This window comes from Cedecea sp. P7760 (assembly GCF_013386425.1).
In the GTDB taxonomy this organism is placed as follows: domain Bacteria; phylum Pseudomonadota; class Gammaproteobacteria; order Enterobacterales; family Enterobacteriaceae; genus Cedecea; species Cedecea selenatireducens.
In genome coordinates this window covers 69,832-93,920 of sequence record NZ_JACARU010000007.1, presented here as the reverse complement: position 1 = coordinate 93,920, position 24,089 = coordinate 69,832, and the positions used below count along the sequence as shown (strand labels likewise).

Below are 24,089 nucleotides of genomic sequence, written 5' to 3'. Positions count from 1 at the left end.
GCGTTAGGGTGGAGGATTTACCAAATGTAGCGATCCCTCATAGTCGGACACATATTGAATCACCTGCCCAGCGGCAGGCGGCAGTAATGAGGGAGTGGTAATGGCAAGCGTACAGCTGCGGAACGTAACAAAAGCCTGGGGTGACGTGGTGGTATCGAAAGATATCAACCTCGACATCAATGAAGGAGAGTTCGTGGTTTTTGTCGGACCTTCAGGCTGCGGTAAGTCAACGCTGCTGCGAATGATTGCGGGCCTCGAAACCATCACCAGCGGCGAACTGATGATTGGTGAAAAGCGCATGAACGACATTCCACCCGCTGAACGCGGCGTTGGCATGGTGTTTCAGTCGTACGCCCTCTATCCCCACCTCTCTGTCGCGGAAAACATGTCCTTTGGCCTGAAGCTGGCCGGGGCAAAAAAAGACGATATCAACCAGCGCGTCAATCAGGTTTCTGAAACCCTGCAGCTCGCGCACCTGCTGGAAAGACGCCCAAAAGCGCTCTCCGGGGGGCAACGCCAGCGCGTGGCCATTGGCCGAACCCTGGTAGCGGAGCCACGCGTATTCCTGCTGGATGAACCACTTTCAAACCTCGATGCGGCGCTGCGCGTGCAGATGCGTATCGAGATATCCCGTCTGCACAAGCGCCTGGGCCGCACGATGATTTACGTGACCCATGACCAGATTGAGGCGATGACCCTGGCCGACAAAATCGTCGTGCTGGACGCCGGACGCGTCGCGCAGGTCGGAAAACCGTTAGAGCTGTATCACTACCCGGCAAACCGCTTTGTGGCGGGCTTTATCGGGTCGCCAAAAATGAACTTCCTGCCGGTAAAAGTGACCGCGACGGCCATTGATCAGGTGCAGGTGGAATTGCCTAACCGTCAGCATGTCTGGCTGCCGGTAGAAAGCCGCAACGTTCAGGTAGGCGCCAATATGTCTCTTGGCATCCGCCCGGAACACCTGCTGCCGAGCGACATTGCTGATGTCACCCTTGAAGGGGAAGTGCAGGTCGTTGAGCAGTTGGGACATGAGACTCAGATTCACATCCAAATCCCCGCCATTCGTCAGAACCTGGTCTACCGCCAGAATGACGTGGTGTTGGTAAAAGAGGGTGCCACATTCGCTATTGGCCTGCCGCCAGAGCGTTGCCATCTGTTCCGAGAAGATGGCACCGCATGTCGTCGGTTGCATCAAGAGCCCGGCGTTTAAGCATTCCCATAAAAAAGAAAAGCAATGATCTCAGGAGATAGAATGATGATTACTCTGCGCAAACTCCCACTGGCGGTCGCCGTTATTGCAGGCATTGTGTCTGCACAGGCTGGCGCCGTTGATTTCAAGGGTTATGCACGTTCAGGTATTGGCTGGACAGGTAGCGGCGGCGAGCAGCAGTGTTTTAAAGCGACAGGTGCTGGCTCTAAATACCGTCTGGGTAACGAGTGCGAAACTTATGCTGAAGTTGAGTTAGGTCAGCAGGTTTGGCAAGAAGGTGAAAAAAGCTTCTACGTTGACACCATGATTGGTTACGCCACCGACCAGCTGAACGATGACGAGGACACCAACGGTGGTCCGCGCGTGCGCCAGATGAACGTGGTGGGTAAAAACCTGATTGACGCGCTGCCGGGGGCCAACATCTGGGCAGGTAAGCGTTACTACAAACGTCATGACGTGCACATGATCGACTTCTACTACTGGGACGTTTCAGGTCCGGGTGCCGGTCTTGAAGACATCAACCTGGGCTTCGGTAAACTCTCCCTGGCCGCAACCCGTAACGGTGAAGCTGGCGGTTCTCAGGCCTTTATCGACGGCGAAACCCGTAAGAAAAACAAGTCGAATGACATCTTCGATATCCGTTTAGGCCAGATGGAAGTGAACCCAGGCGGTTCTCTGGAAGTCGGTTTTGATTACGGTCGTGCAAATAATACCGATCACTACGATTCAGTCGATCAGAATGCTACCTCCAATGGCTGGCTGGGTACCGTGGAACATACTCAGACCTTCCTTGGCACCAGCCTGAACAAATTTGTGGTGCAGTACGGCACCAATGCGATGGCACAAACCAACGGTACCGGACGTCCTGATACCTCCAAAAACAACGACGGCAAAATGCTGCGCGTGATCGACCACGGTGCTATCGACTTCAACGATACCTGGGGCCTGATGTATGTGGGTATGTACCAGGATATCAACCGCGATGATAGCAACGGCACCAAGTGGTGGACCGTGGGCGTTCGTCCTATGTACAAATGGACGCCAATCATGAGCACCCTGCTGGAAGTTGGCTATGACAACGTGAAGTCTCAGCTGACCGACAAGAGCAACAACCAGTACAAAATTACCCTGGCACAACAGTGGCAGGCGGGGAACAGCATCTGGTCTCGTCCGGCCATCCGCGTCTTCGCGACCTACGCCAAGTGGGATGAGAAGTGGGGTTACTCTTCCGGCAATGTGGGTGATGCCAACTACGTGGCAAATGCCTCATCCGGTACTGCTTTCAGCGATACCAGCGCCCGTACTTTCAGCCGTGGCAACGACAGCGAAGTGACCTTCGGTGCTCAGATGGAAGTCTGGTGGTAAGTTAACCCGCTGTGCGGGTGCATAGCGCCCGCCAGTTTCACATGCCTGACCCGTCTCTTTTTTGCCTGAAGGAGGCGGGTTCGCTTCGAGGATAAAACAATGAAAAAACATCTTCTCGCGCTTTGCCTGCTTCCCGTCCTGGGCTTATCGTCCGTGCCGGCCTCATTTGCCGCCAACGCGGCGATTAACCCGCAAAACGTCTCAACCGCACCGTCTATTCCTGCGGAAAAATTACAGAGCCTGCCGTGGGTCCCGCTGATGCCGCCCGTCAGTCAGGATGTGGTCCTGAGTGCCTCTTCGGCCAGCCTTAACGTAGGTGAACTCTCCGGTAGCGTGGCGGCATTCATACTGCCAGCCGATCAGGGCTCACTGGAAATCACGCTGACCAGCCTGGTAAAAGACTTAAGCGTTTATGCGCCAAACGTCCTGATTCTCGACGGGCAGATGCAGCCTTCTGCTTTCTTCCCGAGCAGTTACTTCCAGTACCAGAAGCCGGGTATGACCTCCGGCAACCGTCTGGAAAACGTCATGAAGCTGACCCCGATGATGGGGCAGAAACAGATCTATATGCTGGTGTACACCACCAAACACGATCTGACTGAGACTACCCGCATGATTAACCCGGCGAAGCTCTACGCCGAAGGTGCAAGCAACGCCATTCCTGACGTTGCCGACCCGGTTGCCCGTCACAGTGGGCAAGGTACGCTGACGGTGCAGGTCAAAACCGAACAGAACAGCGGCAACATCATGATCGGCAAAATCTTCGGTGGATCCGATGCGAAACCTGTTGTCGTGGGCAACGTAGCGCCGCCGACGGCTTACTCCGCACCGGCTGCCGCTTCAGCGCCAGTGGCCGCGCCTGCTCCGGCACCGGCCGCGAAGAGCGAGCCGATGCTCAATGATACGGAAAGCTATTTTAACCACGCGATTAAACAGGCTGTGGATAAAGGCGACATCGATAAGGCCCTGAAACTGCTGAATGAAGCCGAGCGTCTGGGTTCCACCTCCGCCCGTAAAACTTTTATCAGCAGTGTAAAAGGCAAGGGGTAACCATCTCCCCACGTTGCTGATGCTTGAAGTATTGGTGCGCTCAGGCGCACCTTTTTTTTCCCCGTCATAATTCGAGCCACAGGGGGGTTGTACTCCCTTACCTAAGATTGCTCTTCTGTTGCTCAATTGTTGCGATATTTGCCGCGGGTGCTGCCATTGTCTGCCCCCACGGGGATGTTCTGCGTTACAATGCCTCCAGGTTATATATCGGAGAGTATTCCCATGTCCGACGCGCTGTCGCCGTTGCGCGCCCTGAATTTCTTTACGGAGGTCCCGCAAGGGCTTAGCTCCGCTTATCTTGACTGGCTCTTGCTGGAAGATTCGATGACGAAACGCTTCGAACAGCACTGCAGCAAAGTCACCGTCCGCATTGTGCGCGAAGGTTTTTTCCCGGCCGGCAGTGATATGCCTGAAGTCGGGCTATTGCCTGCTTCTGAGCGCTACTGGCTGCGGGAAATTATTCTCTGTGGTGATGATGAACCCTGGCTACTTGGGCGCACCGTTGTGCCTGAAACCACGCTAGAGGGTCCCGAGCTGGCCTTGCAAAAGCTTGGCAATACGCCGCTCGGGCGCTACCTGTTTAGCTCATCAACCCTGACGCGCGACTACATCGAAATTGGCCGCAGCGCTGAACTTTGGGGGCGTCGCTCCCGGCTGAGGCTCTCCGGCAAACCGCTGCTGCTGACCGAACTGTTTTTGCCAGCGTCTCCGCTGTACGAAGAGGAAAAATAATGGAGTGGAGTCTTAACCAGGGAAAGCTTCTGGCCTACCACCGGTTGATGCGCACCGATAAGCCAATCGGCGCTCTGCTGTTGCTGTGGCCAACATTGTGGGCGCTTTGGGTTGCAACGCCGGGCCTGCCGTCGCTGATGAACCTGATTGTCTTTATCGCTGGCGTCTGGCTGATGCGCGCCGCAGGCTGCGTCGTGAATGATTATGCCGACCGTAAGTTCGACGGCCACGTTAAGCGCACCGCGCAGCGCCCGTTGCCCAGCGGGGCGGTTTCAGAGAAAGAAGCGAAGATCCTGTTTGTCGTGCTGGTGGGCCTTGCCTTCCTGCTGGTGCTGACGCTCAACACCATGACTATCCTGCTGTCGATAGCAGGGCTGGCGCTGGCATGGGTGTATCCGTTTATGAAGCGCTACACGCATTTGCCTCAGGTGGTGCTGGGGGCGGCTTTCGGCTGGTCGATTCCAATGGCCTTTGCCGCGGCTAGCGAGTCTGTGCCGCTCAGCTGCTGGCTGATGTTCCTGGCGAATATTTGCTGGACCGTGGCGTATGACACACAGTATGCGATGGTCGATCGTGACGATGACCTGAAGATTGGCATTAAGTCGACGGCTATTCTGTTTGGCCGTCACGACAAGCTGATTATCGGCCTGCTGCAAATCGCGACCATGGTGCTGATGGGAATAGTTGGCTGGCTAAACGGCCTGGGTGGCGCGTTCTACTGGTCAATTTTACTGGCGGGTGGATTGTTTATTCATCAGCAAAAACTCATCGCCAGGCGCGAGCGTGAAGGCTGCTTTAAAGCGTTTATGAACAACAACTACGTGGGCCTGGTACTGTTTATTGGGCTGGTACTGAGCTACCTGCATTTCTGAGTGCTCAGGCAATAAAAAAGGCGGGTCGACGCATAATGCCGACCCGCCTTTTTCGTTTCTATCGAATCAGGAAACAGCGTCCTGGGAGGCTGAGCTCTCGATAGTCAGACGTACATCCGAGGTCACCAGGTCTGCCAGCATCTGGTACACCTTGATGGTTTCGGTCGCGTCTGCATCTCCGGTATCGCTAATGTAGCCCTCATCGCGCAGGGTCAGTACCAGCGAGGTAAAGACGGCTTTATCAAAGAACTCTGGGGCGTTAATGCCGTGCAGAACGGACAGACGCTGCGCCACCGTACGGCTTTCACGCTCCAGCGTCCCGCGGTTGATCGACGGGTTGGCGCTCAGCTGCCAGAAGGTAATGGCATAACGCTGAACCGTCTCGCGCACGCCCGCTGCCAGAAGCTGCAGAGTGCGAGAACGGTTAGGGTTGATCTGTACTTCATCGTCAACAACCATCACCAGCCCCTGACGTTCCATCTCCGCGATCAGCGCATCAATTTCTCTGCCCAGCTCGCTTTTTTCCCAGCGCAGGAACAGCTCGGCCTTCAGCATCGGATAAACGACTTCTATCTGACGAAGCAGCTCGGCACGTGAGATATGGCGATGCTGGGTGATGATGGACGCCATCAGCGACGGCAACACCAGCATATGCATGATGTTGTTGCGGTAATAGGTCATCAGCACGGCCTGCTCGCGCGGCAGAATGATGATGTCACCGATGGTGTCTTTCTCCACCTCGAACTTGTTCATCTGCAGGGCGTGGTCGATCAGCGCATTTGCGGAGACCGTTGGGGCGGTAGCGTCCGGAGAATATGGGACGTTGCGCAGCAGGTTCAGGTAGCAGTCCAGCTGTTCGGTGAGCTGTTCACGGGTCAGTGAGCGCTGGCGTGAGGCAAGCAGCGCGGTACAGCACAGGTTCATGGCGTTGGCCGCCCCTGCGTTGTTGATTCTCACCATCAGGTCGGCGGCGATATTGTTCACCGTCGGCGTTAACCAGGCGGGGCGAATCGCTTCAATCGGATCGATAGAATCTTTCCATTCCGGCACATGCTGGTTCAGGTAGGCCATCAGCGGCAGCGGTTCACCGAAGTTAACGTAGCCCTGACCCAGGTTACGCAGCTTACTCAGGCCGCGAACCATCTGCATGAAGCTCTCTTTTTCTTTTGTCGCACCGCGCAGTTCTTTCGCGTAAGTGCCCACTTCCATTACGTGCTCGTAGCCGATGTAAATCGGCACCAGGGTAATCGGACGGGTGCCGCCGCGCAGCATTGCCTGAATCGTCATCGACAGCGTGCCGGTTTTCGGATCCAGCAGGCGACCGGTACGGGAACGGCCACCCTCGACAAAGTACTCCACGGAATAGCCACGGCTGAACAGCTCGCCGAGGTACTCGCGGAACACCGTAGAGTAAAGCTTGTTGCCCTTGAAGGTACGACGAATAAAGAAGGCGCCCAGGCGGCGGAAAATCGGGCCGGCCGGCCAGAAGTTCAGGTTAATCCCGGCGGCGATATGCGGCGGAACCAGCCCCTGGTGATAAAGCACGTAGGAGAGCAGCAGATAATCCATGTGGCTGCGGTGGCAGGGCACATAGACAATCTCGTGGCCGTCATGGGCAAGCTGGCGCACGCGCTCGGCGTTGTGCACGTTAATGCCCTGATAGAGGCGGTTCCAGGTTAAGCCTAAAACCCGGTCCGTTAAACGTACGGCTTCGTAGGAGAAGTTGGCGGCAATCTCTTCCATCAGCGCGACGGCGTTTTGCTGCGCTTTTTCGTGGGAGATTTTCTTGCTGCGGGCTTCGTCTTCTACCGCGCGGGCAATCGCTTTTGACGCCAGCAGCTTGTTGAAGAGATCCTGGCGAACCGGCAGACGTGGGCCTACTGCGGCCAGACGCTGGCGGGCAAAGTGGGTACGCGCCACGCGAGCCAGTTTTTGGGCGATAATTTTGTCGGTGCCGTGTTCGGTCGCCATGCGGCGCAGCGAAACCGGCGGAGAGAAACGGACAAAGCTATCGCGGCCCAGCCACGAAACCGCAAAGAATTTCTGGACGCCGTTCAGGGTACGTAAAGGCGGATTGATTTCCCCTTTCTCGCGTCCTGGGGAGCGGCCAAACATCACGGAAACCGGCACCATCTGCACATCGAGATCCGGGTTGCTGCGGTGCAGATCCAGATAGTCGTGGAACAGTTTTACCGACTCTTCTTTTGGCGTGTAGTAGGTAAAGACGCGCGGGCCGCCGTGGATAAACACGTAGCGCGGCAGCAGTACGCCGTCAATTTCCAAAGGTTCCAGCGGGTCCGGCAGGTCGTGATCCAGGCATTGGGCACGCAGCGTCAGTAGGTCTGCCTTAGAATTGTAGGGCAGGACGTACATAATCGGGCGTGAGGGATCCAGACCGAGCTCGGTTTGCGGATCGGCCGGGATAGACTTGCTTTTTACCAGAACGCTTAATGGTAAATTCAGTAATTTGTAGTAAATTCTTGGCCAGCCTGACATAGATGATGTAAAGCCTCAGGTTAATAATGCAAATGCGCCGCAAGGATATCAGAAACTCTGGGGAATTTCTGTGGCGCTGCGATTTAGACTCAATGAGCATTGACGCTCAATATTTAAAAAGGTTTCCTTTAATGGCGAATAATACCACCGGCATCACCCGCATTATTAAGGCTGCAGGCTACTCATGGAAGGGGCTGCGAGCGGCCTGGATCAACGAAGCTGCATTTCGTCAGGAAGGCGTTGCGGCGGTTATTGCCATCGGCATTGCCTGCTGGCTGGACGTTGATCCTATCACCCGCATTTTACTGATTGGCTCGGTGGTGCTGGTGATGATTGTCGAGATCCTTAACAGCGCCATTGAAGCGCTGGTCGACCGTGTGGGCACCGACTACCACGAGCTTTCAGGGCGAGCCAAAGATATGGGTTCAGCCGCGGTATTGATAGCGATTATTCTTGCGGTTGCGACCTGGGCCACCTTGCTTTGGTCACATTTGCGATAGTCCTTCCAGAATAGTTTAAGTCGCTGGTTTTTTGCTTAATTTGTGGTTTCAAATTCGCCCGGGGCTGTATATACTCACAGCATAACTGTATAAACACCCAGGGGGCGGAATGAAAGCACTAACTACCAGGCAGCAAGAGGTGTTTGATCTCATTCGGGATCATATCAACCAGACCGGCATGCCACCTACGCGCGCCGAAATTGCACAACGTCTGGGGTTCCGTTCTCCAAACGCCGCTGAAGAGCATCTCAAAGCGCTGGCGCGTAAAGGTGCCATCGAGATTGTTTCCGGTGCATCACGCGGCATTCGTTTGCTGGTTGAAGAAGAAAGCGGCCTGCCGCTTGTAGGTCGTGTGGCCGCCGGTGAGCCGCTGCTGGCACAGCAGCACATCGAAGGCCACTACCAGGTTGACCCGTCGCTGTTTAAACCGAATGCCGATTTCCTGCTGCGCGTCAGCGGCATGTCGATGAAAGATATCGGCATCATGGACGGCGATTTGCTTGCGGTTCACAAAACGCAGGACGTGCGTAACGGCCAGGTCGTTGTCGCGCGTATCGACGATGAAGTCACCGTGAAACGCCTGAAAAAGCAGGGTAACACCGTGCATCTGCTGCCTGAAAACAGCGAATTCCAGCCTATTGTGGTCGATCTTCGCGAGCAGAACTTTAGCATTGAAGGTCTGGCCGTCGGGGTGATCCGCAACGGTGAATGGCTGTAACACGTCTTCTGGTGGTGCGGTAAACCTGCTGTACCACCCGCTTTAAACCCCTCTATTTTCCCCTGGATCATTCCCATGCGATTCTTCTCGTCAACGGATGGTGCGCTTTGGCGACTGGCGCTGCCGATGATTTTTTCCAATATTACCGTGCCGCTGCTGGGCCTGGTTGACACCGCCGTCATCGGCCATCTCGACAGCCCGACCTATCTCGGCGGCGTGGCTATCGGCGCTACGGCGACCAGCTTCCTGTTTATGCTGCTGCTGTTTCTGCGTATGAGCACCACCGGATTAACGGCGCAGGCGTTTGGCGCAAACGATCCACAGCGGCTGGCGCGCGCGCTGGTTCAGCCGCTGATGCTGGCGCTGATCGCCGGGCTTGCCATCGTGCTACTGCGTTATCCACTGATCACCCTCGCGCTGCACGTCGTTGGCGGCAACGAAGAGGTGCTGTATCAGGCTCGTCGTTTCCTGGAGATCCGCTGGCTGAGTGCCCCCGCATCGCTGGCTAACCTCGTGCTGTTGGGCTGGCTGCTGGGCGTTCAGTATGCGCGGGCACCGGTGATCCTGCTGGTGGTGGGAAACCTTATCAATATCGTGCTCGATCTTTGGCTGGTGATGGGGCTGCACATGAACGTGCAGGGGGCGGCGCTGGCGACGGCGGTGTCTGAATACGCCACGTTTTTCATCGGCCTGCTGATGGTGCACAAAGTCCTGAAGCTGCGCGGCATTAGCTGGGCACGCCTTAAAACGGCCTGGCAGGGGGATCTACGCAAGCTGCTGGCACTGAACCGCGACATCATGCTGCGTTCGCTGCTGCTGCAAATTTGCTTTGCCTCCATCACTATCTTCGGCGCACGCCTCGGCAGCGAAATTGTGGCGGTGAACGCCGTGCTGATGACGCTGCTGACCTTCACCGCCTATGCGCTGGACGGCTTCGCTTATGCGGTGGAAGCTCATTCTGGCCAGGCCTACGGCGCACGTAACCGTGGGCAACTGCTGGAGGTTTGGGGCGCAGCGTGCAGGCAGGCCGGGTTGGTCGCGGTGGCGTTTGCCGCTCTCTATGCCGTTGCCGGAGAACACATCGTCGCGCTGCTGACATCCTTGCCGGAGCTGCGTCAGCAGGCCGACCGCTACCTTGCCTGGCAGGTGATATTGCCGATGGTGGGCGTCTGGTGCTACCTGCTGGACGGGATGTTTATTGGTGCCACGCGCGGGGCCGAGATGCGAAACAGCATGGCGGTTGCCGCCCTGGGCTTTGGCGTGACGCTGCTTACGCTGCCGCTGTTTGGCAACCACGCTTTATGGCTGTCGCTGGCGGTATTTTTGGCTTTGCGCGGCCTGTCGCTCGGTTATATCTGGCGGCGCCACTGGCGCAATAACACCTGGTTTGCCGCGCATGGCGACCATTGATCGCGTTTTCTGATCCTCGTTAACTTCTCATCTATCATGCTGATTTCCCGCTTTTAAGGCGGGGAGTCCGCGTGCCGCTGATTTTGAAAATGGTTAAAGATTCTGAGTTTTATATGTAACCCGAAATCCTTGACTACAATTATTTCTACATCCAGCAGATATTGGATGTTTTCCAGAAATTCAGCATCCGACAATGAGGATGCAAAACCCTAAACCGAACGATGAGGAGATGACAATGAATAAGGACGAAATCGGCGGTAACTGGAAGCAGTTCAAAGGTACGGTCAAAGAAAAATGGGGTAAGCTGACCGATGACGACATGACCGTCATTGAAGGGAAGCGTGACCAACTGGTGGGTAAAATCCAGGAACGTTATGGTTACGCCAAAGACCAGGCAGAGAAAGAGGTTAAGGACTGGGAGTCCAGGAACGAATACCGCTGGTAACCTGGCGGCCCCTCAAATGTGCTAATCCGTAAAACCAATCCTGCCCGGGTACAAGGATGTACCTACCCTTCTTAACGCTTTTTCTTCGGCTGTATCGTATGGTCGTGATTGCAGGCGCCGTGGTGGCGACAGGCTTCAACTTCCGAACAGTCTGAACACAGCCCGTGGGCTTCAATCACGTTGTGGCGCAGGGCAAAACCCATTTTTGACGCCAGCTTCTGCATAATATCTTCCACACCTTCAGCCGCCTGTTCTTTGACGGCACCGCATCTGTCGCAAATAAACATTGCGGAAGAGTGGGTGGGGTGGTCGATAAAATTGCACAACACATAGCTGTTGTTTGATTCCACGCGATGCACAAAACCCTGCTCCAGCAGGAAGTCCAGCGCACGGTAAACGGTGGGCGGCTTTGCCTGTGGCTCGCTGACGCGCAGGAGATCCAGCAGGTCGTAGGCGCTGATGGCGCCAGTTTGCTCGGACATAAGGCGCAGCACCTCGAGACGCTGCGGCGTCAGGCGTACATTGCGTTGCAGACACAGCTTTTCAGCCTGTGCTAACACGTTTTGCGAAGTCGTGGTGTCCATCTGCCTCTCCCGGTCATTGACTCAATACTTTACCATAATGCGGATAAAACGCCGAATCCTGGTACATAATGACCCTATCTACCCAGGAGGAAGTAATGCAAAAACCCGATTGTATTCGCCACTGGCGCGAGCTGGAAGGCAGGGATAATTCAACCTACCCGGACAGCCCGGAGCTGTTTTCTATTGGTGCCCCGCTGGCCCGCAGTTTTGGCTTATCCCGTCTTGGTATTCACCACGAACGCATTCCGCCTGGGCGCAGAACCTCTTATCCCCACGCCGAGAGCAGCGAAGAAGAGTTTGCCTATGTGCTCGAAGGGCACCCGGAAGTGTGGATCAATGGCCACCTTTGGCAGCTTGAACCCGGCGATAGCGTAGGTTTTCCTGCCGGAACAGGCATTTGCCATACCTTTATCAATAATACCGGGCAGGACGTTCGGCTATTGGTCGTTGGGGAAGCGAATAAAGCCGAAAATAAAATTTATTATCCGCTAAATCAGTCTTACGCCATGCAGCGTAAGGATCGCTGGATAGATCATCCCCCGCAATTCTTTGGCCCGCATAACGGTCTGCCTTCACGAAAGCCAAAGGGTAAACTATAAATTAATTAGCAAGGAAACGATGAGACGCTAACCCTATGGATATATTTGGGTTCCTGATGGTTCAAATATCCATCTTTTTATCGCGCTATTCACAGCAATAGTCTGCCTCTGTTCAGTCATAACTGTCAGGGGCGAATTACTTCATCTGACAATCAGACAGGCGTGCTGTGAATGAATAAAATAAAATCTTCGGTGGCGACACTCGCCGCAACGTTATTTATTGCCCATCAGGCCGGGGCGGCAGGAACCTGGTCCGAGGCGCGTAACGATGCGATGGGGGGAACAGGCGTGGCTTCTGCTAATTATGGCAGCGGCGTATTAATCAACCCGGCGCTATTAGCGCGCTCTCAGCCAGATGACAATATTACCGTTATTCTGCCGACGGTTGGCGCACAAATAACGGATAAAGATAACCTCCAGGACCGCATAGATGATATCAGCGATAAAGTTGATAACTATAAACAATCCATTGGATCGCTAACGCCGCGAGATATTCTTTTAAATCCGAACGGTACGTTAAATCAGTTCCGTAGCGCGGCCGGGGATTTAGCCGGGGAGCTTGAAGATTTACGAGGTGAAACGGCGCATGCCAAAGCCGCGGCGGGTATTGCGGTGAGTATTCCAAATGACACACTCTCAGTGGCTTTTGTCACCAGGGCTTATGCTCGTGCGAAGGTCAGCTCCTCAATCGATCAAAATGATATCGATTATCTGCACAGCATCCAGAATTCCAGCCTGGTGGCGGGCAGCGTAGCGATTGATGCGGCGCTAAACGGCTCAGACCGTATCACCCGTAACTTGAACTCCACCGCATCCGGGCGTGCGGCTATCGTTTCTGATTACGGCATTGCGCTGGCCCACAAGTTTGACGTCGGGGGCGTGCCGGTCTCCGTTGGCGTCACGCCAAAGCTGCAGAAAACCTGGCTTTATAACTACACCACCTCCATTTACGACTACCGCAGCGGAGACTGGAAAAACAGCCAGTACCGTAACGATGACACCGGATTTAACCTCGATGCCGGCGTTGCGGCCGATCTGGGTGAAAACTGGACCGTTGGCCTGAGCGGCCAGAACCTGGTTTCCCGTGATATCGACACCAAAGATATCCGCATCACTAACGGGCGCACCGGTGAGATCCGCAACTATAAAGATACTTATCAAATCAGTCCGCTGGTTACCGCTGGCGTGGCCTGGCACAACGAGCTGGTGACGCTGAGCGCCGATGGGGATTTGACCGAAACGAAAGGCTTCAAAAGCGAGGCTAATTCCCAGTACGTTGGCGTAGGTGCCGAAGTGAGGCCACTGTCATGGCTGGCGCTGCGTGCCGGTTACCGCGCCGACGTGAAAAATAACGACAGCAACGTCTTTACCGGCGGCGTGGGCTTCGCGGCGGGTAAACATGTGAACGTCGATTTGATGGGATTGTATGGCCAGGATCAGACCTGGGGCGCTGGTGCACAGCTGAGCGTAGCCTTCTGAGGCTGAATGCCGGGGCAGCCTGATGCCCCGGCGCAGCTTTATGCTATAGTAGCGACCCTTTTTTAATCGTAGCCTGCGTAAACGTATGTCCTCACAAAGCAACCAGACTCCTTTCCAGCCGCACCGCTTCTCCATTGCACCGATGCTCGACTGGACCGACCGCCACTGTCGCTATTTCCTGCGTCAGCTGTCTCGCCACACGCTGTTGTACACCGAAATGGTGACCACCGGGGCGATCATTCACGGCAAAGGGGACTATCTGGCCTATAGCGAAGATGAGCATCCGATTGCGCTGCAGCTGGGCGGAAGTGACCCGCAGGCGCTGGCACATTGCGCGAAGCTTGCCGAAGCGCGCGGTTACGATGAAATCAATCTTAACGTTGGCTGTCCTTCCGATCGTGTGCAGAACGGGCGCTTTGGTGCCTGCCTGATGGGCGAAGCACAGCTGGTTGCCGACTGCATTAAAGCGATGCGCGACGTGGTTTCTATTCCGGTGACGGTGAAAACCCGCATCGGCATTGATGACCAGGACAGCTACGAATTTCTCTGTGATTTCATCGGCACGGTGGCAGGTAAGGGCGAATGCGAGATGTTCATCATCCACGCGCGTAAAGCCTGGCTTTCTGGCCTGAGCCCGAAAGAAAACCGTGAAATCCCGCCGCTGGATTACCCGCGGGTATATCAGCTCAAGCGCGATTTCCCGCATCTGACGATGGCCATTAACGGCGGTATCAAAACGCTGGAAGAAGCCAAAACGCATCTTCAGCATCTGGACGGCGTGATGGTCGGGCGTGAGGCTTATCAAAACCCAGGCCTGCTGACCACGGTCGATCGTGAGATTTTCGGGGCTGATGTGGTGGACAGCGACTCTGTCGCCGTAGTGCGTGCGATGTACCCGTACATTGAACGCGAGCTGGCGAACGGGACTTATCTGGGCCATGTCACTCGCCATATGCTCGGCCTGTTCCAGGGCATTCCTGGGGCGCGACAGTGGCGTCGCTACTTAAGTGAGAACGCCCATAAAGCCGGGGCAGGCATTGACGTGGTTGAACATGCGCTGTCTTTGGTGGCCGATAAACGCCAGCTTTAGCCGTAAAGCCGCCGGGATAATTTAGGTATTGAGGAGCAGATCACAAGCCTGAACTTAAACCCGGCAGCGTCATTTCATTTACTTATTAAATCTGCGAATATCCTTTGGCAGTAACAAGAATTCATCGCGCTGTACCCTACATACGGCACGAACAAAAAAAGAAAGGGCTTCCTACGGGAAGCCCTAATTCTTTCCGGAATTTCAATCAGTTATGGGATCAACAAACTTGAACCCTGCGTCGCCCGGCTTTCCAGCGTCTTATGGGCGAGCACCGCGTCCTTAAGCGCAAACTTCTGGTTCTCTTCAACATCCACCTTTATTGCGCCGCTGGCGATCAGCGAAAACAGCTCGTTGCAGGCCTCATCGAACTCCGCTCGGGTGGTGAGATAGCCATTAAGAGAAGGGCGCGTCACATAAAGCGAACCTTTCTGGTTCAGAATGCCCAGGTTCACGCCGGTCACCGGCCCGGAAGAGTTGCCAAAGCTCACCATCAGCCCACGGCGCTGCAGGCAATCGAGCGAAGCCTCCCAGGTCTCTTTCCCTACCGAGTCATAAACCACCGCCACTTTCTTGCCGCCGGTTAGCTCTTTGACGCGCTCAGAGATGTTTTCATGCTGATAGTTAATGGTCTGCCAGGCGCCAGCCTGCTGGGCGCGATCGGCCTTTTGTGCTGAGCCCACGGTGCCAATCAGTTTTGCTCCAAGCGCTTTCGCCCACTGGCAGGCGATCAAGCCCACGCCACCGGCCGCCGCATGGAACAGGAAAATTTCATTCGCTTTGACTTCGTAGGTTTTACGCAGCAGGTAAAACACGGTCAGCCCTTTCAGGAACGAGGCCGCGGCCTGCTCGAAGGAGATTGCGTCCGGGAGTTTTGCGACCTTATCGGCTGGCGCATTGTGTACGCTGCTGTAAGCGCCGAGACCGGATTGCGCGTAAACAACGCGATCGCCAACTTTCAGGTGAGTGACGCCGCTGCCGACCTTGCTGATAACGCCGGCGGCTTCGGTGCCCAGCCCGCTCGGTAGCGCCGGAGGCGGGTAGAGCCCGCTGCGGATATAGGTATCAATGTAGTTAATACCAATAGCCTTGTTCTCAACCTGAACTTCGTTTTCTGCCGGATCTTTCGGCGTAAACTCAACGGCTTTCAGTACTTCTGGCCCGCCGTGTTGGCTAAATTCGATGCGCGTTGCCATGGAAACTCCTTGTGTCGAAGAGTGACAAGAATGGTTATACTTCCCGGTCTCTCACTATGAATTTGGTAGCTCCCTCACTATGGCAGGAAATAAACCCTTCAACAAACCGAAAGAACCCCGCGACCGTCAGGTAGAAGGGCTGAAGATGCCGCCGCACTCGCTCGAGGCGGAGCAGTCGGTGTTGGGCGGTTTAATGCTGGATAACGAACGCTGGGACAACGTCGCCGAGCGCGTGGTCGCTAACGACTTCTTCAGCCGTCCGCACCGCATGATCTTCACCGAAATGCAGCGTCTGCTCGAAATGAGCAAACCCATCGACCTGATTACGCTTTCAGAATCTCTGGAACTTCAGGGGCAGCTCGAGAGCGTCGGTGGTTTTGCTTATCTCGCAGAGCTTTCTAAAAACACGCCAAGTGCGGCGAACATCAGCGCTTATGCCGATATTGTGCGCGAACGTGCAGTTGTGCGTGAAATGATTGCTGTTGCCAATGAAATCGCCGATGCCGGCTACGACCCGCAGGGACGTAACAGTGAAGATTTGCTGGATCTCGCCGAGTCCCGCGTCTTCCAGATTGCAGAAAACCGTGCCAACAAAGACGAAGGTCCGAAAAGTATCGACCAGATTCTTGAAGCCACGGTTTCGCGTATTGAGTCCCTGTACCAGACGCCGCACGACGGCGTCACGGGCGTGGATACCGGTTACCAGGATCTGAACAAGAAGACCGCTGGCCTCCAGCGCTCCGACCTGATAATCGTGGCGGCTCGTCCGTCGATGGGTAAAACCACCTTTGCGATGAACCTGTGTGAAAACGCCGCCATGACGCAGGACAAACCGGTGCTGATCTTCAGCCTTGAGATGCCCGGCGAGCAGATCATGATGCGTATACTGGCCTCCATGTCTCGCGTCGATCAGACTAAAATTCGTACCGGCCAGCTGGACGACGAGGACTGGGCGCGTATCTCCAGTACCATGGGTATCCTGCTGGAGAAGCGCAACATGTATATTGATGACTCCTCCGGCCTGACGCCGACCGAAGTTCGCTCCCGCGCCCGCCGTATTTATCGCGAGCATGAAGGCCTGAGCCTTATCATGATCGACTACCTGCAGCTTATGCGGGTGCCGTCCCTGTCCGACAACCGTACGCTGGAAATCGCCGAGATTTCTCGCTCGCTCAAGGCGCTGGCGAAAGAACTTCAGGTACCAGTTGTGGCGCTGTCGCAGCTTAACCGCTCCCTGGAGCAACGTGCTGAAAAACGCCCGGTTAACTCCGACCTGCGTGAATCCGGCTCCATCGAGCAGGATGCCGACTTGATCATGTTTATTTACCGCGACGAGGTTTACCACGAGAACAGCGACCTGAAAGGTATCGCGGAAATCATTATCGGTAAGCAGCGTAACGGCCCCATTGGCACCGTGCGCCTGACCTTTAACGGCCAGTGGTCGCGCTTTGACAACTACACCGGGCCGCAGTACGACGAAGAATAAAAATCCTCGTCATCCTTCAAGCCGCCCTGCTGTGACCTGAATGATTAAGAGGATTGGCACAATTTAATCCAAACATTGAGCAAGGAACGAACATGCAAGCGGCAACCGTCGTGATTAACCGCCGCGCTCTGCGACACAATCTGCAACGCCTGCGCGAACTGGCCCCGAACAGTCGCATGGTGGCAGTCGTGAAAGCAAACGCCTATGGGCATGGTCTGCTGGAGACCGCCCGCACCTTAGAAAACGCCGATGCGTTTGGCGTGGCCCGACTCGAAGAGGCCCTGCGCCTGCGAGAGGGCGGTATCACCAAGCCGCTTCTGCTGCTGGAAGGGTTCTTCAATGCTGAAGACCTGCCCGTTATTGCCACTCAGAATCTTCAAACGGCAATCCACAGCATCCAACAGCTGGAAGCGCTTGAGCAGGCTGAACTGAGCCAGCCTGTTACCGTCTGGATGAAGCTGGACACCGGGATGCATCGCCTCGGCGTGCGTCCGGAAGACGCAGAAGCGTTCTATCAGCGTCTGGCTGCCTGCAAAAACGTGAGCCAGCCGGTGAACGTGGTGAGCCACTTTGCGCGTGCCGATGAGCCGGAATCCGACGCCACGCCGCGTCAGCTCGATATCTTCAATTCCTTTACCGCAGGCAAGCCGGGGCAGCGTTCCATTGCCGCCTCGGGCGGCATTCTTCTGTGGCCTGATTCGCACATGGACTGGGTTCGTCCGGGCATCATTCTGTACGGCGTTTCTCCGCTGGAGCAAAAGCCGTGGGGCGAGGATTTTGGCTTCCAGCCCGTCATGTCCCTGACCTCAAGCCTGATAGCGGTTCGCGGTCATAAAGCCGGTGAGCCGGTCGGCTACGGCGGCACCTGGATTGCCGGGCGTGACACCTGCCTCGGCGTGGTGGCGATGGGCTACGGCGACGGTTATCCGCGCAGCGCGCCGTCGGGGACGCCGGTGCTGGTCAATGGCCGGGAAGTACCGATTGTTGGACGCGTCGCCATGGACATGATTTGCGTCGATTTGGGGCCTGATGCCGCTGAAAAACCGGGCGATAGCGCGGTACTTTGGGGCGACGGGCTGCCGGTCGAACGCATTGCTGAATACTCAAATGTAAGTGCTTACGAACTTATCACTCGCCTGACTTCAAGGGTGACCATGAAGTATCTGGACTGAGTGTCCTCGCCTGGTTTACAGTGGAAATCCGCGAACTGTAAACCAGGAGAACCTCACCGTGTTTCAAAAAGTTGACGCCTATGCTGGCGACCCGATCCTTTCCCTCATGGAACGCTTTAAAGTCGATCCGCGCAGCGACAAGGTAAACCTCAGCATCGGCCTCTATTACAATGAAGACGGGGTTATCCCGCAGTTACAGGCCGTCGCGGAAGCGGAAGCTCGCCTGAACTCGCAGCCGCATGGCGCCTCTCTCTATTTACCGATGGAAGGCCTGAACGGCTATCGCAGCGCGATTGCACCGCTGCTGTTTGGCGCCAATCATCCGGCGCTGGTGGAAGGCCGTATTGCGACCGTACAGACCCTTGGCGGTTCCGGTGCCCTAAAAATCGGCGCTGACTTCCTGAAAACTTATTTCCCGGATTCGCAGGTGTGGGTCAGCGACCCAACCTGGGAAAACCATGTCGCCATCTTTGAAGGTGCGGGCTTCACCGTTAACACCTATCCGTGGTTCGACAGCGAAACCAACGGCGTGCGTTTTGATGCACTGCTGGAAAAACTGAATACGCTGCCTGAGCACAGCATCGTGCTGCTGCACCCTTGCTGCCACAACCCAACCGGCTCAGACCTGATCGACAGCCAGTGGGACGCGGTGGTAGAAATCCTTAAAGCTCGCAACCTGATTCCGTTCCTCGACATCGCCTATCAGGGCTTTGGCGCCGGCATGGAGCAGGATGCTTATGCAATCCGCGCTATCGCCACATCCGGCCAGCCAATGCTGGTGAGCAACTCCTTCTCTAAAATCTTCTCCCTGTATGGAGAACGCGTTGGCGGGCTCTCCGTGGTTTGCGAAGATAGCGACGCCGCAGGGCGTGTGCTGGGTCAGCTGAAAGCCACCGTGCGCCGGAACTACTCCAGCCCACCGTGCTTTGGTGCGCAGGTTGTGGCCACCGTCCTGAACGACGAGAAGCTGAAAGCCAGCTGGCTGGCCGAAGTAGAAACCATGCGCGTGCGTATTCTGGAAATGCGTCAGGTGCTGGTGGAAGTACTGACCAAAGCCGTGCCGGGGCGTAATTTTGACTACCTGCTGAAACAGCGCGGCATGTTTAGCTACACCGGGCTAAGCGCAGCTCAGGCCGACCGCCTGCGCGATGAGTTTGGCGTTTACCTGCTGGCCAGCGGCCGTATCTGCGTGGCTGGGCTTAACCACGGCAACGTCCAGCGCGTGGCGCAGGCGTTTGCTGCTGTAATGTAAGTGCTCACTAACAATATTTGATTTTTAACGTTCCCTTTTTCCTCTCCCGGCAGGGAGAGGAAATCACACCGCCATTCTGTGACTCTGCCTGTTTTCTGCGACATTAAACTGAAAAAAACCTTTGTAGATCGGTCCCCGGCGGGTATGGTCGGAATGTTTTATGGCAAGGCTGCTCATTTAAACAACAATTAAAAACAGAAAATAAAAGGGAAAACAATGCGTAAGATCGCCCTGGCACTCAGTGCCGCCTGCCTGCTGGTAGGCCTTAATCATGCCGCGCTGGCAACTGAATCCGCACCCGCTCCGCTTAACCCTGGCGTCACCGTTGCTCAGCTGGCGCAGCAGATGCCAATCCACTGGGTCTCCGTGGCACAAATTGAAAACAGCCTGCTTGGCCGTGAACCTATCGCGGTTGGCTTTGATATTGACGATACCGTACTGTTTTCCAGCCCTGGCTTTTACCGCGGGCAAAAAGAGTTCTCACCGGGCAAACAGGATTACCTGAAAAATCCCGCGTTCTGGGAAAAAATGAACAACGGCTGGGACGACTTCAGCATGCCAAAAGAGGTGGCGAAGAGCCTGATCACCATGCACCTCAAACGTGGCGACAGCGTTTACTTTGTCACCGGGCGTAGCCAGACCAAAACCGAAACCGTCACCAAAACCCTGCAAAACGACTTCCTGATCCCAGAGCCGAGCGTAAATCCGGTGATTTTTGCCGGGGATAAAGAAGGCCAGAACACCAAAACGCAGTGGCTGAAAGATAAGAAAATCAAAATCTTCTACGGCGACTCCGATAACGACATTACCGCCGCGCAGGACGTTGGCGCGCGCGGGATCCGCATCCTACGAGCCTCGAACTCCAGCTATCAGCCGCTGCCAAAAGCAGGCTCGTTTGGCGAAGAAGTCATCGTCAACTCCGAGTATTAATCCCGGTATCAAACACGGCAGTTAACGCAAATTAACTGCCGTTTTTTTAATCAATTTTCCTCGTCGATTATGCGCTTTTGGCGCACACTTAATCCTGCCGCGAATGCTTCCGGCCAGACTATCAGGACGAGGAAATCGAGATGACGAATTCGGAACTTCTAGAGTACTGCATGAAGAAACCAGGCGCAGAGCAGAGCGTGCATAGCGACTGGAAGGCTACACAAATCAAAGTCGGCGATGTGCTGTTTGCGATGGTGCATGCGGAGAATCAGCGCCCGGCGGTCTCCCTCAAGGCGACGCCAGACCTGGCAGAGCTTCTGCGCCAGCAGCATCAGGATGTGTTCCCCAGCGCCCATTTGAATAAGACGCACTGGAGCACGCTATACCTGGACGGCTCGCTGCCCGGTTCGCAAATTTACTATCTGGTGGATGCTTCGTATCAGCAGGCGGTGACATTGCTGCCTGAGCAGGTCAGGCAGCAATTATCGGTTTGACTATTTCAGCTTCAGCAACGGTTTGAGGAACCGCGCGGTATGGGATGCTTCACAGCTTGCGACGGTTTCCGGCGTGCCGGAGACCAGAATCTCGCCGCCGCCGCTGCCGCCTTCAGGACCCAGATCCACAATCCAGTCTGCGGTTTTAATCACGTCGAGGTTGTGTTCAATCACCACGATGGTGTTGCCCTGATCCCTGAGCTGATGCAGCACTTCCAGCAGTTGCTGAATGTCCGCAAAGTGCAGGCCGGTGGTCGGCTCGTCGAGGATATACAGCGTCTGGCCGGTGCCGCGCTTGGACAGCTCACGCGCCAGCTTAACGCGCTGCGCTTCACCGCCCGACAGCGTGGTGGCTGACTGGCCAAGACGGATGTAGGACAGGCCCACGTCGATCAGCGTTTGCAGCTTGCGCGCCAGCGCCGGCACGGCGTCGAAGAACTCACGCGCGTCTTCAATCGTCATATCCAGCACTTCGTGAATGCTTTTGCCTTTGTACTTAATCTCCAGCGTTTCACGGTTATAGCGTTTGCCTTTGCACTGGTCGCACGGCACGTAGATATCCGGCAGGAAGTGCATTTCGACTTTGATGACGCCGTCGCCCTGGCAGGCTTCGCAGCGCCCGCCGCGAACGTTGAAGCTAAAGCGCCCCGGCGTATAGCCGCGTGAACGCGCTTCCGGTACGCCTGCAAACAGCTCACGCACTGGCGTAAACACGCCGGTGTAGGTAGCCGGGTTGGATCGTGGCGTACGGCCAATCGGGCTCTGGTCAATATCGATAACCTTATCGAAATGCTCCAGACCCTGAACGTCGCGGTACGGTGCAGGTTCTGCGATAGTGGCGCCGTTCAGCTGGCGCTGGGCAATCGGGAACAGCGTATCGTTGATCAGCGTCGATTTCCCGGATCCGGAAACCCCGGTAATACAGGTAAACAGTCCCACTGGCAGCGTCAGCGTGACGTCCTTCAGGTTGTTACCTTTCGCACCGGAGAGCTTGAGCACTTTTGACGGATCGGCGGCAACGCGCTGTTTCGGCACCGCAATTTCGCGTTTGCCGCTCAGGAACTGCCCGGTCAGGGACTCCGGCACCGCAATAATGTCCTTCATGGTGCCTTCCGCGACCACCTGGCCGCCGTGAACGCCCGCGCCAGGGCCAATATCGATAATATGGTCGGCGGCGCGAATGGCGTCTTCGTCGTGCTCTACCACAATCACCGTGTTGCCGAGGTTACGCAGGTGAATCAGGGTTTCCAGCAGGCGTTCGTTATCGCGCTGGTGCAGGCCGATAGACGGCTCATCCAGCACGTACATCACGCCGACCAGCCCGGCGCCAATCTGGCTTGCCAGGCGAATACGCTGGGCTTCGCCGCCGGACAGGGTTTCTGCCGAGCGGGAGAGAGAAAGATAGTTCAGGCCGACGTTCACCAGGAACTTCAGGCGGTCGCCGATCTCTTTCAACACTTTTTCCGCGATTTGCGCGCGCTGGCCGCTCAGCTTCATGTTCTGGAAGAATTCCATCGCATGGCCGATGCTCATGTCAGAGATGGTCGGCAGCGCGGTGTTTTCGACAAACACGTGGCGGGCTTCGCGGCGCAGACGGGTGCCTTCGCAGCTGGTGCAAGGACGGTTGCTGATGAACTTCGCCAGCTCTTCACGAACGGCGGAAGATTCCGTCTCTTTGTAGCGGCGCTCCATGTTGTGCAGCACGCCTTCGAACGGATGGCGGCGCACGGAAGTGTCACCGCGATCGTTCATGTACTTGAATTCGATAGTTTCTTTGCCGGAACCGTGCAGCACCACTTTCTTCACCGTGTCGCTCAGCTCGTTCCATGGAGATTCCACGTCAAACTTATAGTGTTCGGCCAGTGAGCGTAGCATGGTGAAGTAATAGAAGTTACGGCGATCCCAGCCGCGAATTGCCCCGCCGGCCAGCGACAGCTCACCGTTTTGTACCACGCGATCTGGATCGAAATACTGCTGAACGCCCAGGCCGTCACAGGTTGGGCAGGCGCCGGCCGGGTTGTTAAAGGAAAACAGACGAGGTTCCAGCTCGCGCATGCTGTAGCCGCAAACCGGGCAGGCAAAGTTGGCGGAGAACAGCAGCTCTTCCGCTTTTTCATCGTCCATATCGGCGACAACGGCAGAGCCGCCGGACAGCTCCAGCGCGGTTTCAAACGACTCGGCCAGGCGCTGGGCGATATCTTCGCGCACTTTAAAGCGATCCACGACCACTTCAATGGTGTGCTTCTTCTGCAGCTCAAGCTTGGGCGGATCGGACAGGTCGCAAACTTCGCCGTCGATACGCGCGCGGATATAGCCCTGGCTGGCGAGGTTTTCCAGCGTTTTAGCGTGCTCGCCTTTGCGATCTTTAATGATCGGCGCGAGCAGCATCAGGCGTTTGCCTTCCGGCTGCGCCAGCACGTTATCCACCATCTGGCTGACGGTTTGCGCCGCGAGCGGGATGTCGTGATCCGGGCAGCGCGGTTCGCCTACGCGGGCGTAAAGCAGACGCAGGTAGTCATGAATTTCCGTGATGGTGCCGACGGTGGAACGCGGGTTATGGGATGTGGATTTCTGTTCAATAGAAATCGCGGGCGACAACCCTTCGATATGGTCGACATCCGGCTTCTCCATCAGCGACAGGAACTGGCGCGCATAGGCGGAGAGGGACTCAACGTAGCGGCGCTGCCCTTCTGCGTAAAGGGTATCGAATGCCAGTGAGGATTTGCCTGAACCCGAAAGCCCGGTGACAACAATCAGTTTGTCGCGCGGGATGACGAGATTGATATTTTTGAGATTGTGGGTGCGGGCGCCCCGAACTTCGATCTTATCCATTCACCTTTCCCGGAATAATGACTGCATGCGCCTGGTATGTATGTAGAGGTACAACCGACGGCCAGAAACGGCTAATTATGACACAATAAAACCTGAATGAATATCCAGTGTTTTAATGAAACGAGCTATACTTAGCCGAGATTCTGGAATGTCCCTCGCAGCTATAAACATTGTGGGTGG

At 55.8% G+C, this 24,089-nt stretch carries 21 protein-coding genes; 17 read left to right on the top strand and 4 right to left on the bottom strand.

Annotated features, from left to right (window positions below; genetic code table 11):
* The first annotated feature begins 100 nt into the window (after nucleotides 1-100).
* The 5 genes from malK (at nucleotide 101) to ubiA (ending at nucleotide 5,229) form a co-directional block, all read left to right on the top strand.
* Nucleotides 101-1,210, top strand: a complete 1,110-nt coding sequence (malK, locus tag HX778_RS02830; protein ID WP_038476710.1) for a maltose/maltodextrin ABC transporter ATP-binding protein MalK — start codon at nucleotides 101-103, stop codon at nucleotides 1,208-1,210.
* A 42-nt stretch (nucleotides 1,211-1,252) separates the two neighbouring features.
* Complete coding sequence (locus tag HX778_RS02825; RefSeq protein WP_038476708.1) at nucleotides 1,253-2,575, top strand: maltoporin; 1,323 nt, start codon at nucleotides 1,253-1,255, stop codon at nucleotides 2,573-2,575.
* A gap of 99 nt (nucleotides 2,576-2,674) precedes the next feature.
* Nucleotides 2,675-3,625, top strand: a complete 951-nt coding sequence (gene malM / locus HX778_RS02820) for a maltose operon protein MalM (protein WP_176981239.1) — start codon at nucleotides 2,675-2,677, stop codon at nucleotides 3,623-3,625.
* A 222-nt stretch (nucleotides 3,626-3,847) separates the two neighbouring features.
* Complete coding sequence (gene ubiC, locus HX778_RS02815) at nucleotides 3,848-4,357, top strand: chorismate lyase (RefSeq protein WP_038476704.1); 510 nt, start codon at nucleotides 3,848-3,850, stop codon at nucleotides 4,355-4,357.
* Nucleotides 4,357-5,229 (top strand): 4-hydroxybenzoate octaprenyltransferase, encoded by an 873-nt coding sequence (gene ubiA, locus HX778_RS02810; RefSeq protein WP_176981238.1) that lies wholly within the window; start codon nucleotides 4,357-4,359, stop codon nucleotides 5,227-5,229. Before ubiC ends, ubiA begins: the two co-directional genes overlap by 1 nt.
* A 66-nt stretch (nucleotides 5,230-5,295) precedes the next feature.
* Here the strand turns inward: ubiA and plsB are convergent, their stop codons facing one another.
* Entirely contained in the window at nucleotides 5,296-7,725 is a 2,430-nt protein-coding gene (plsB, locus tag HX778_RS02805; protein ID WP_038476701.1) for a glycerol-3-phosphate 1-O-acyltransferase PlsB, read from the bottom strand.
* 131 nt (nucleotides 7,726-7,856) lie between these two features.
* Between plsB and HX778_RS02800 the strand changes: the two genes are divergently transcribed.
* The 4 genes from HX778_RS02800 (at nucleotide 7,857) to HX778_RS02785 (ending at nucleotide 10,798) form a co-directional block, all read left to right on the top strand.
* Complete coding sequence (locus HX778_RS02800) at nucleotides 7,857-8,225, top strand: diacylglycerol kinase (RefSeq protein WP_038483017.1); 369 nt, start codon at nucleotides 7,857-7,859, stop codon at nucleotides 8,223-8,225.
* A gap of 109 nt (nucleotides 8,226-8,334) precedes the next feature.
* Nucleotides 8,335-8,943: a transcriptional repressor LexA gene (lexA, locus tag HX778_RS02795; RefSeq protein ID WP_038476699.1), complete on the top strand. Its 609-nt coding sequence runs from the start codon at nucleotides 8,335-8,337 to the stop codon at nucleotides 8,941-8,943.
* 75 nt (nucleotides 8,944-9,018) lie between these two features.
* Complete coding sequence (gene dinF / locus HX778_RS02790) at nucleotides 9,019-10,353, top strand: MATE family efflux transporter DinF (protein ID WP_176981237.1); 1,335 nt, start codon at nucleotides 9,019-9,021, stop codon at nucleotides 10,351-10,353.
* A gap of 235 nt (nucleotides 10,354-10,588) precedes the next feature.
* Complete coding sequence (locus HX778_RS02785; RefSeq protein WP_038476694.1) at nucleotides 10,589-10,798, top strand: CsbD family protein; 210 nt, start codon at nucleotides 10,589-10,591, stop codon at nucleotides 10,796-10,798.
* 71 nt (nucleotides 10,799-10,869) lie between these two features.
* Here HX778_RS02785 and zur read toward each other — a convergent pair whose 3' ends face one another.
* A complete protein-coding gene (gene zur / locus HX778_RS02780; RefSeq protein ID WP_038476691.1) occupies nucleotides 10,870-11,382 on the bottom strand; it encodes a zinc uptake transcriptional repressor Zur in 513 nt (170 codons plus the stop codon).
* 95 nt (nucleotides 11,383-11,477) lie between these two features.
* Here zur and HX778_RS02775 point away from each other — a divergent pair, with 95 nt between their 5' ends.
* From HX778_RS02775 to dusA, 3 genes are all read left to right on the top strand, one after another.
* Nucleotides 11,478-11,981 (top strand): cupin domain-containing protein, encoded by a 504-nt coding sequence (locus tag HX778_RS02775; RefSeq protein ID WP_176981236.1) that lies wholly within the window; start codon nucleotides 11,478-11,480, stop codon nucleotides 11,979-11,981.
* Nucleotides 11,982-12,152: 171 nt separating this feature from the next.
* On the top strand, nucleotides 12,153-13,460 hold the full coding sequence (locus HX778_RS02770; RefSeq protein WP_176981235.1) for a conjugal transfer protein TraF: 1,308 nt from the start codon (nucleotides 12,153-12,155) through the stop codon (nucleotides 13,458-13,460).
* Between the two features lie 85 nt (nucleotides 13,461-13,545).
* The gene (gene dusA / locus HX778_RS02765; RefSeq protein WP_038476682.1) at nucleotides 13,546-14,550 is read left to right on the top strand and encodes a tRNA dihydrouridine(20/20a) synthase DusA; all 1,005 of its coding nucleotides are present in this window, start codon (nucleotides 13,546-13,548) and stop codon (nucleotides 14,548-14,550) included.
* A gap of 209 nt (nucleotides 14,551-14,759) precedes the next feature.
* Here dusA and HX778_RS02760 read toward each other — a convergent pair whose 3' ends face one another.
* Nucleotides 14,760-15,743, bottom strand: coding sequence for a quinone oxidoreductase (locus HX778_RS02760; RefSeq protein ID WP_038476679.1), 984 nt, complete (start codon nucleotides 15,741-15,743; stop codon nucleotides 14,760-14,762).
* Nucleotides 15,744-15,822: 79 nt separating this feature from the next.
* Between HX778_RS02760 and dnaB the strand changes: the two genes are divergently transcribed.
* From dnaB to HX778_RS02735, 5 genes are all read left to right on the top strand, one after another.
* Nucleotides 15,823-17,229, top strand: a complete 1,407-nt coding sequence (gene dnaB, locus HX778_RS02755; RefSeq protein WP_038476676.1) for a replicative DNA helicase — start codon at nucleotides 15,823-15,825, stop codon at nucleotides 17,227-17,229.
* Nucleotides 17,230-17,321: 92 nt separating this feature from the next.
* On the top strand, nucleotides 17,322-18,401 hold the full coding sequence (gene alr / locus HX778_RS02750) for an alanine racemase (RefSeq protein ID WP_176981234.1): 1,080 nt from the start codon (nucleotides 17,322-17,324) through the stop codon (nucleotides 18,399-18,401).
* Between the two features lie 58 nt (nucleotides 18,402-18,459).
* Nucleotides 18,460-19,653 (top strand): aromatic amino acid transaminase, encoded by a 1,194-nt coding sequence (gene tyrB, locus HX778_RS02745; RefSeq protein WP_038476670.1) that lies wholly within the window; start codon nucleotides 18,460-18,462, stop codon nucleotides 19,651-19,653.
* Between the two features lie 216 nt (nucleotides 19,654-19,869).
* Nucleotides 19,870-20,583, top strand: a complete 714-nt coding sequence (aphA, locus tag HX778_RS02740; RefSeq protein WP_038476667.1) for an acid phosphatase AphA — start codon at nucleotides 19,870-19,872, stop codon at nucleotides 20,581-20,583.
* A 140-nt stretch (nucleotides 20,584-20,723) separates the two neighbouring features.
* Nucleotides 20,724-21,077 (top strand): MmcQ/YjbR family DNA-binding protein, encoded by a 354-nt coding sequence (locus tag HX778_RS02735; RefSeq protein ID WP_038476663.1) that lies wholly within the window; start codon nucleotides 20,724-20,726, stop codon nucleotides 21,075-21,077.
* Here the strand turns inward: HX778_RS02735 and uvrA are convergent, their stop codons facing one another.
* On the bottom strand, nucleotides 21,078-23,909 hold the full coding sequence (gene uvrA / locus HX778_RS02730; protein ID WP_038476660.1) for an excinuclease ABC subunit UvrA: 2,832 nt from the start codon (nucleotides 23,907-23,909) through the stop codon (nucleotides 21,078-21,080). It lies immediately after the preceding gene.
* Nucleotides 23,910-24,089: the final 180 nt, after the last annotated feature.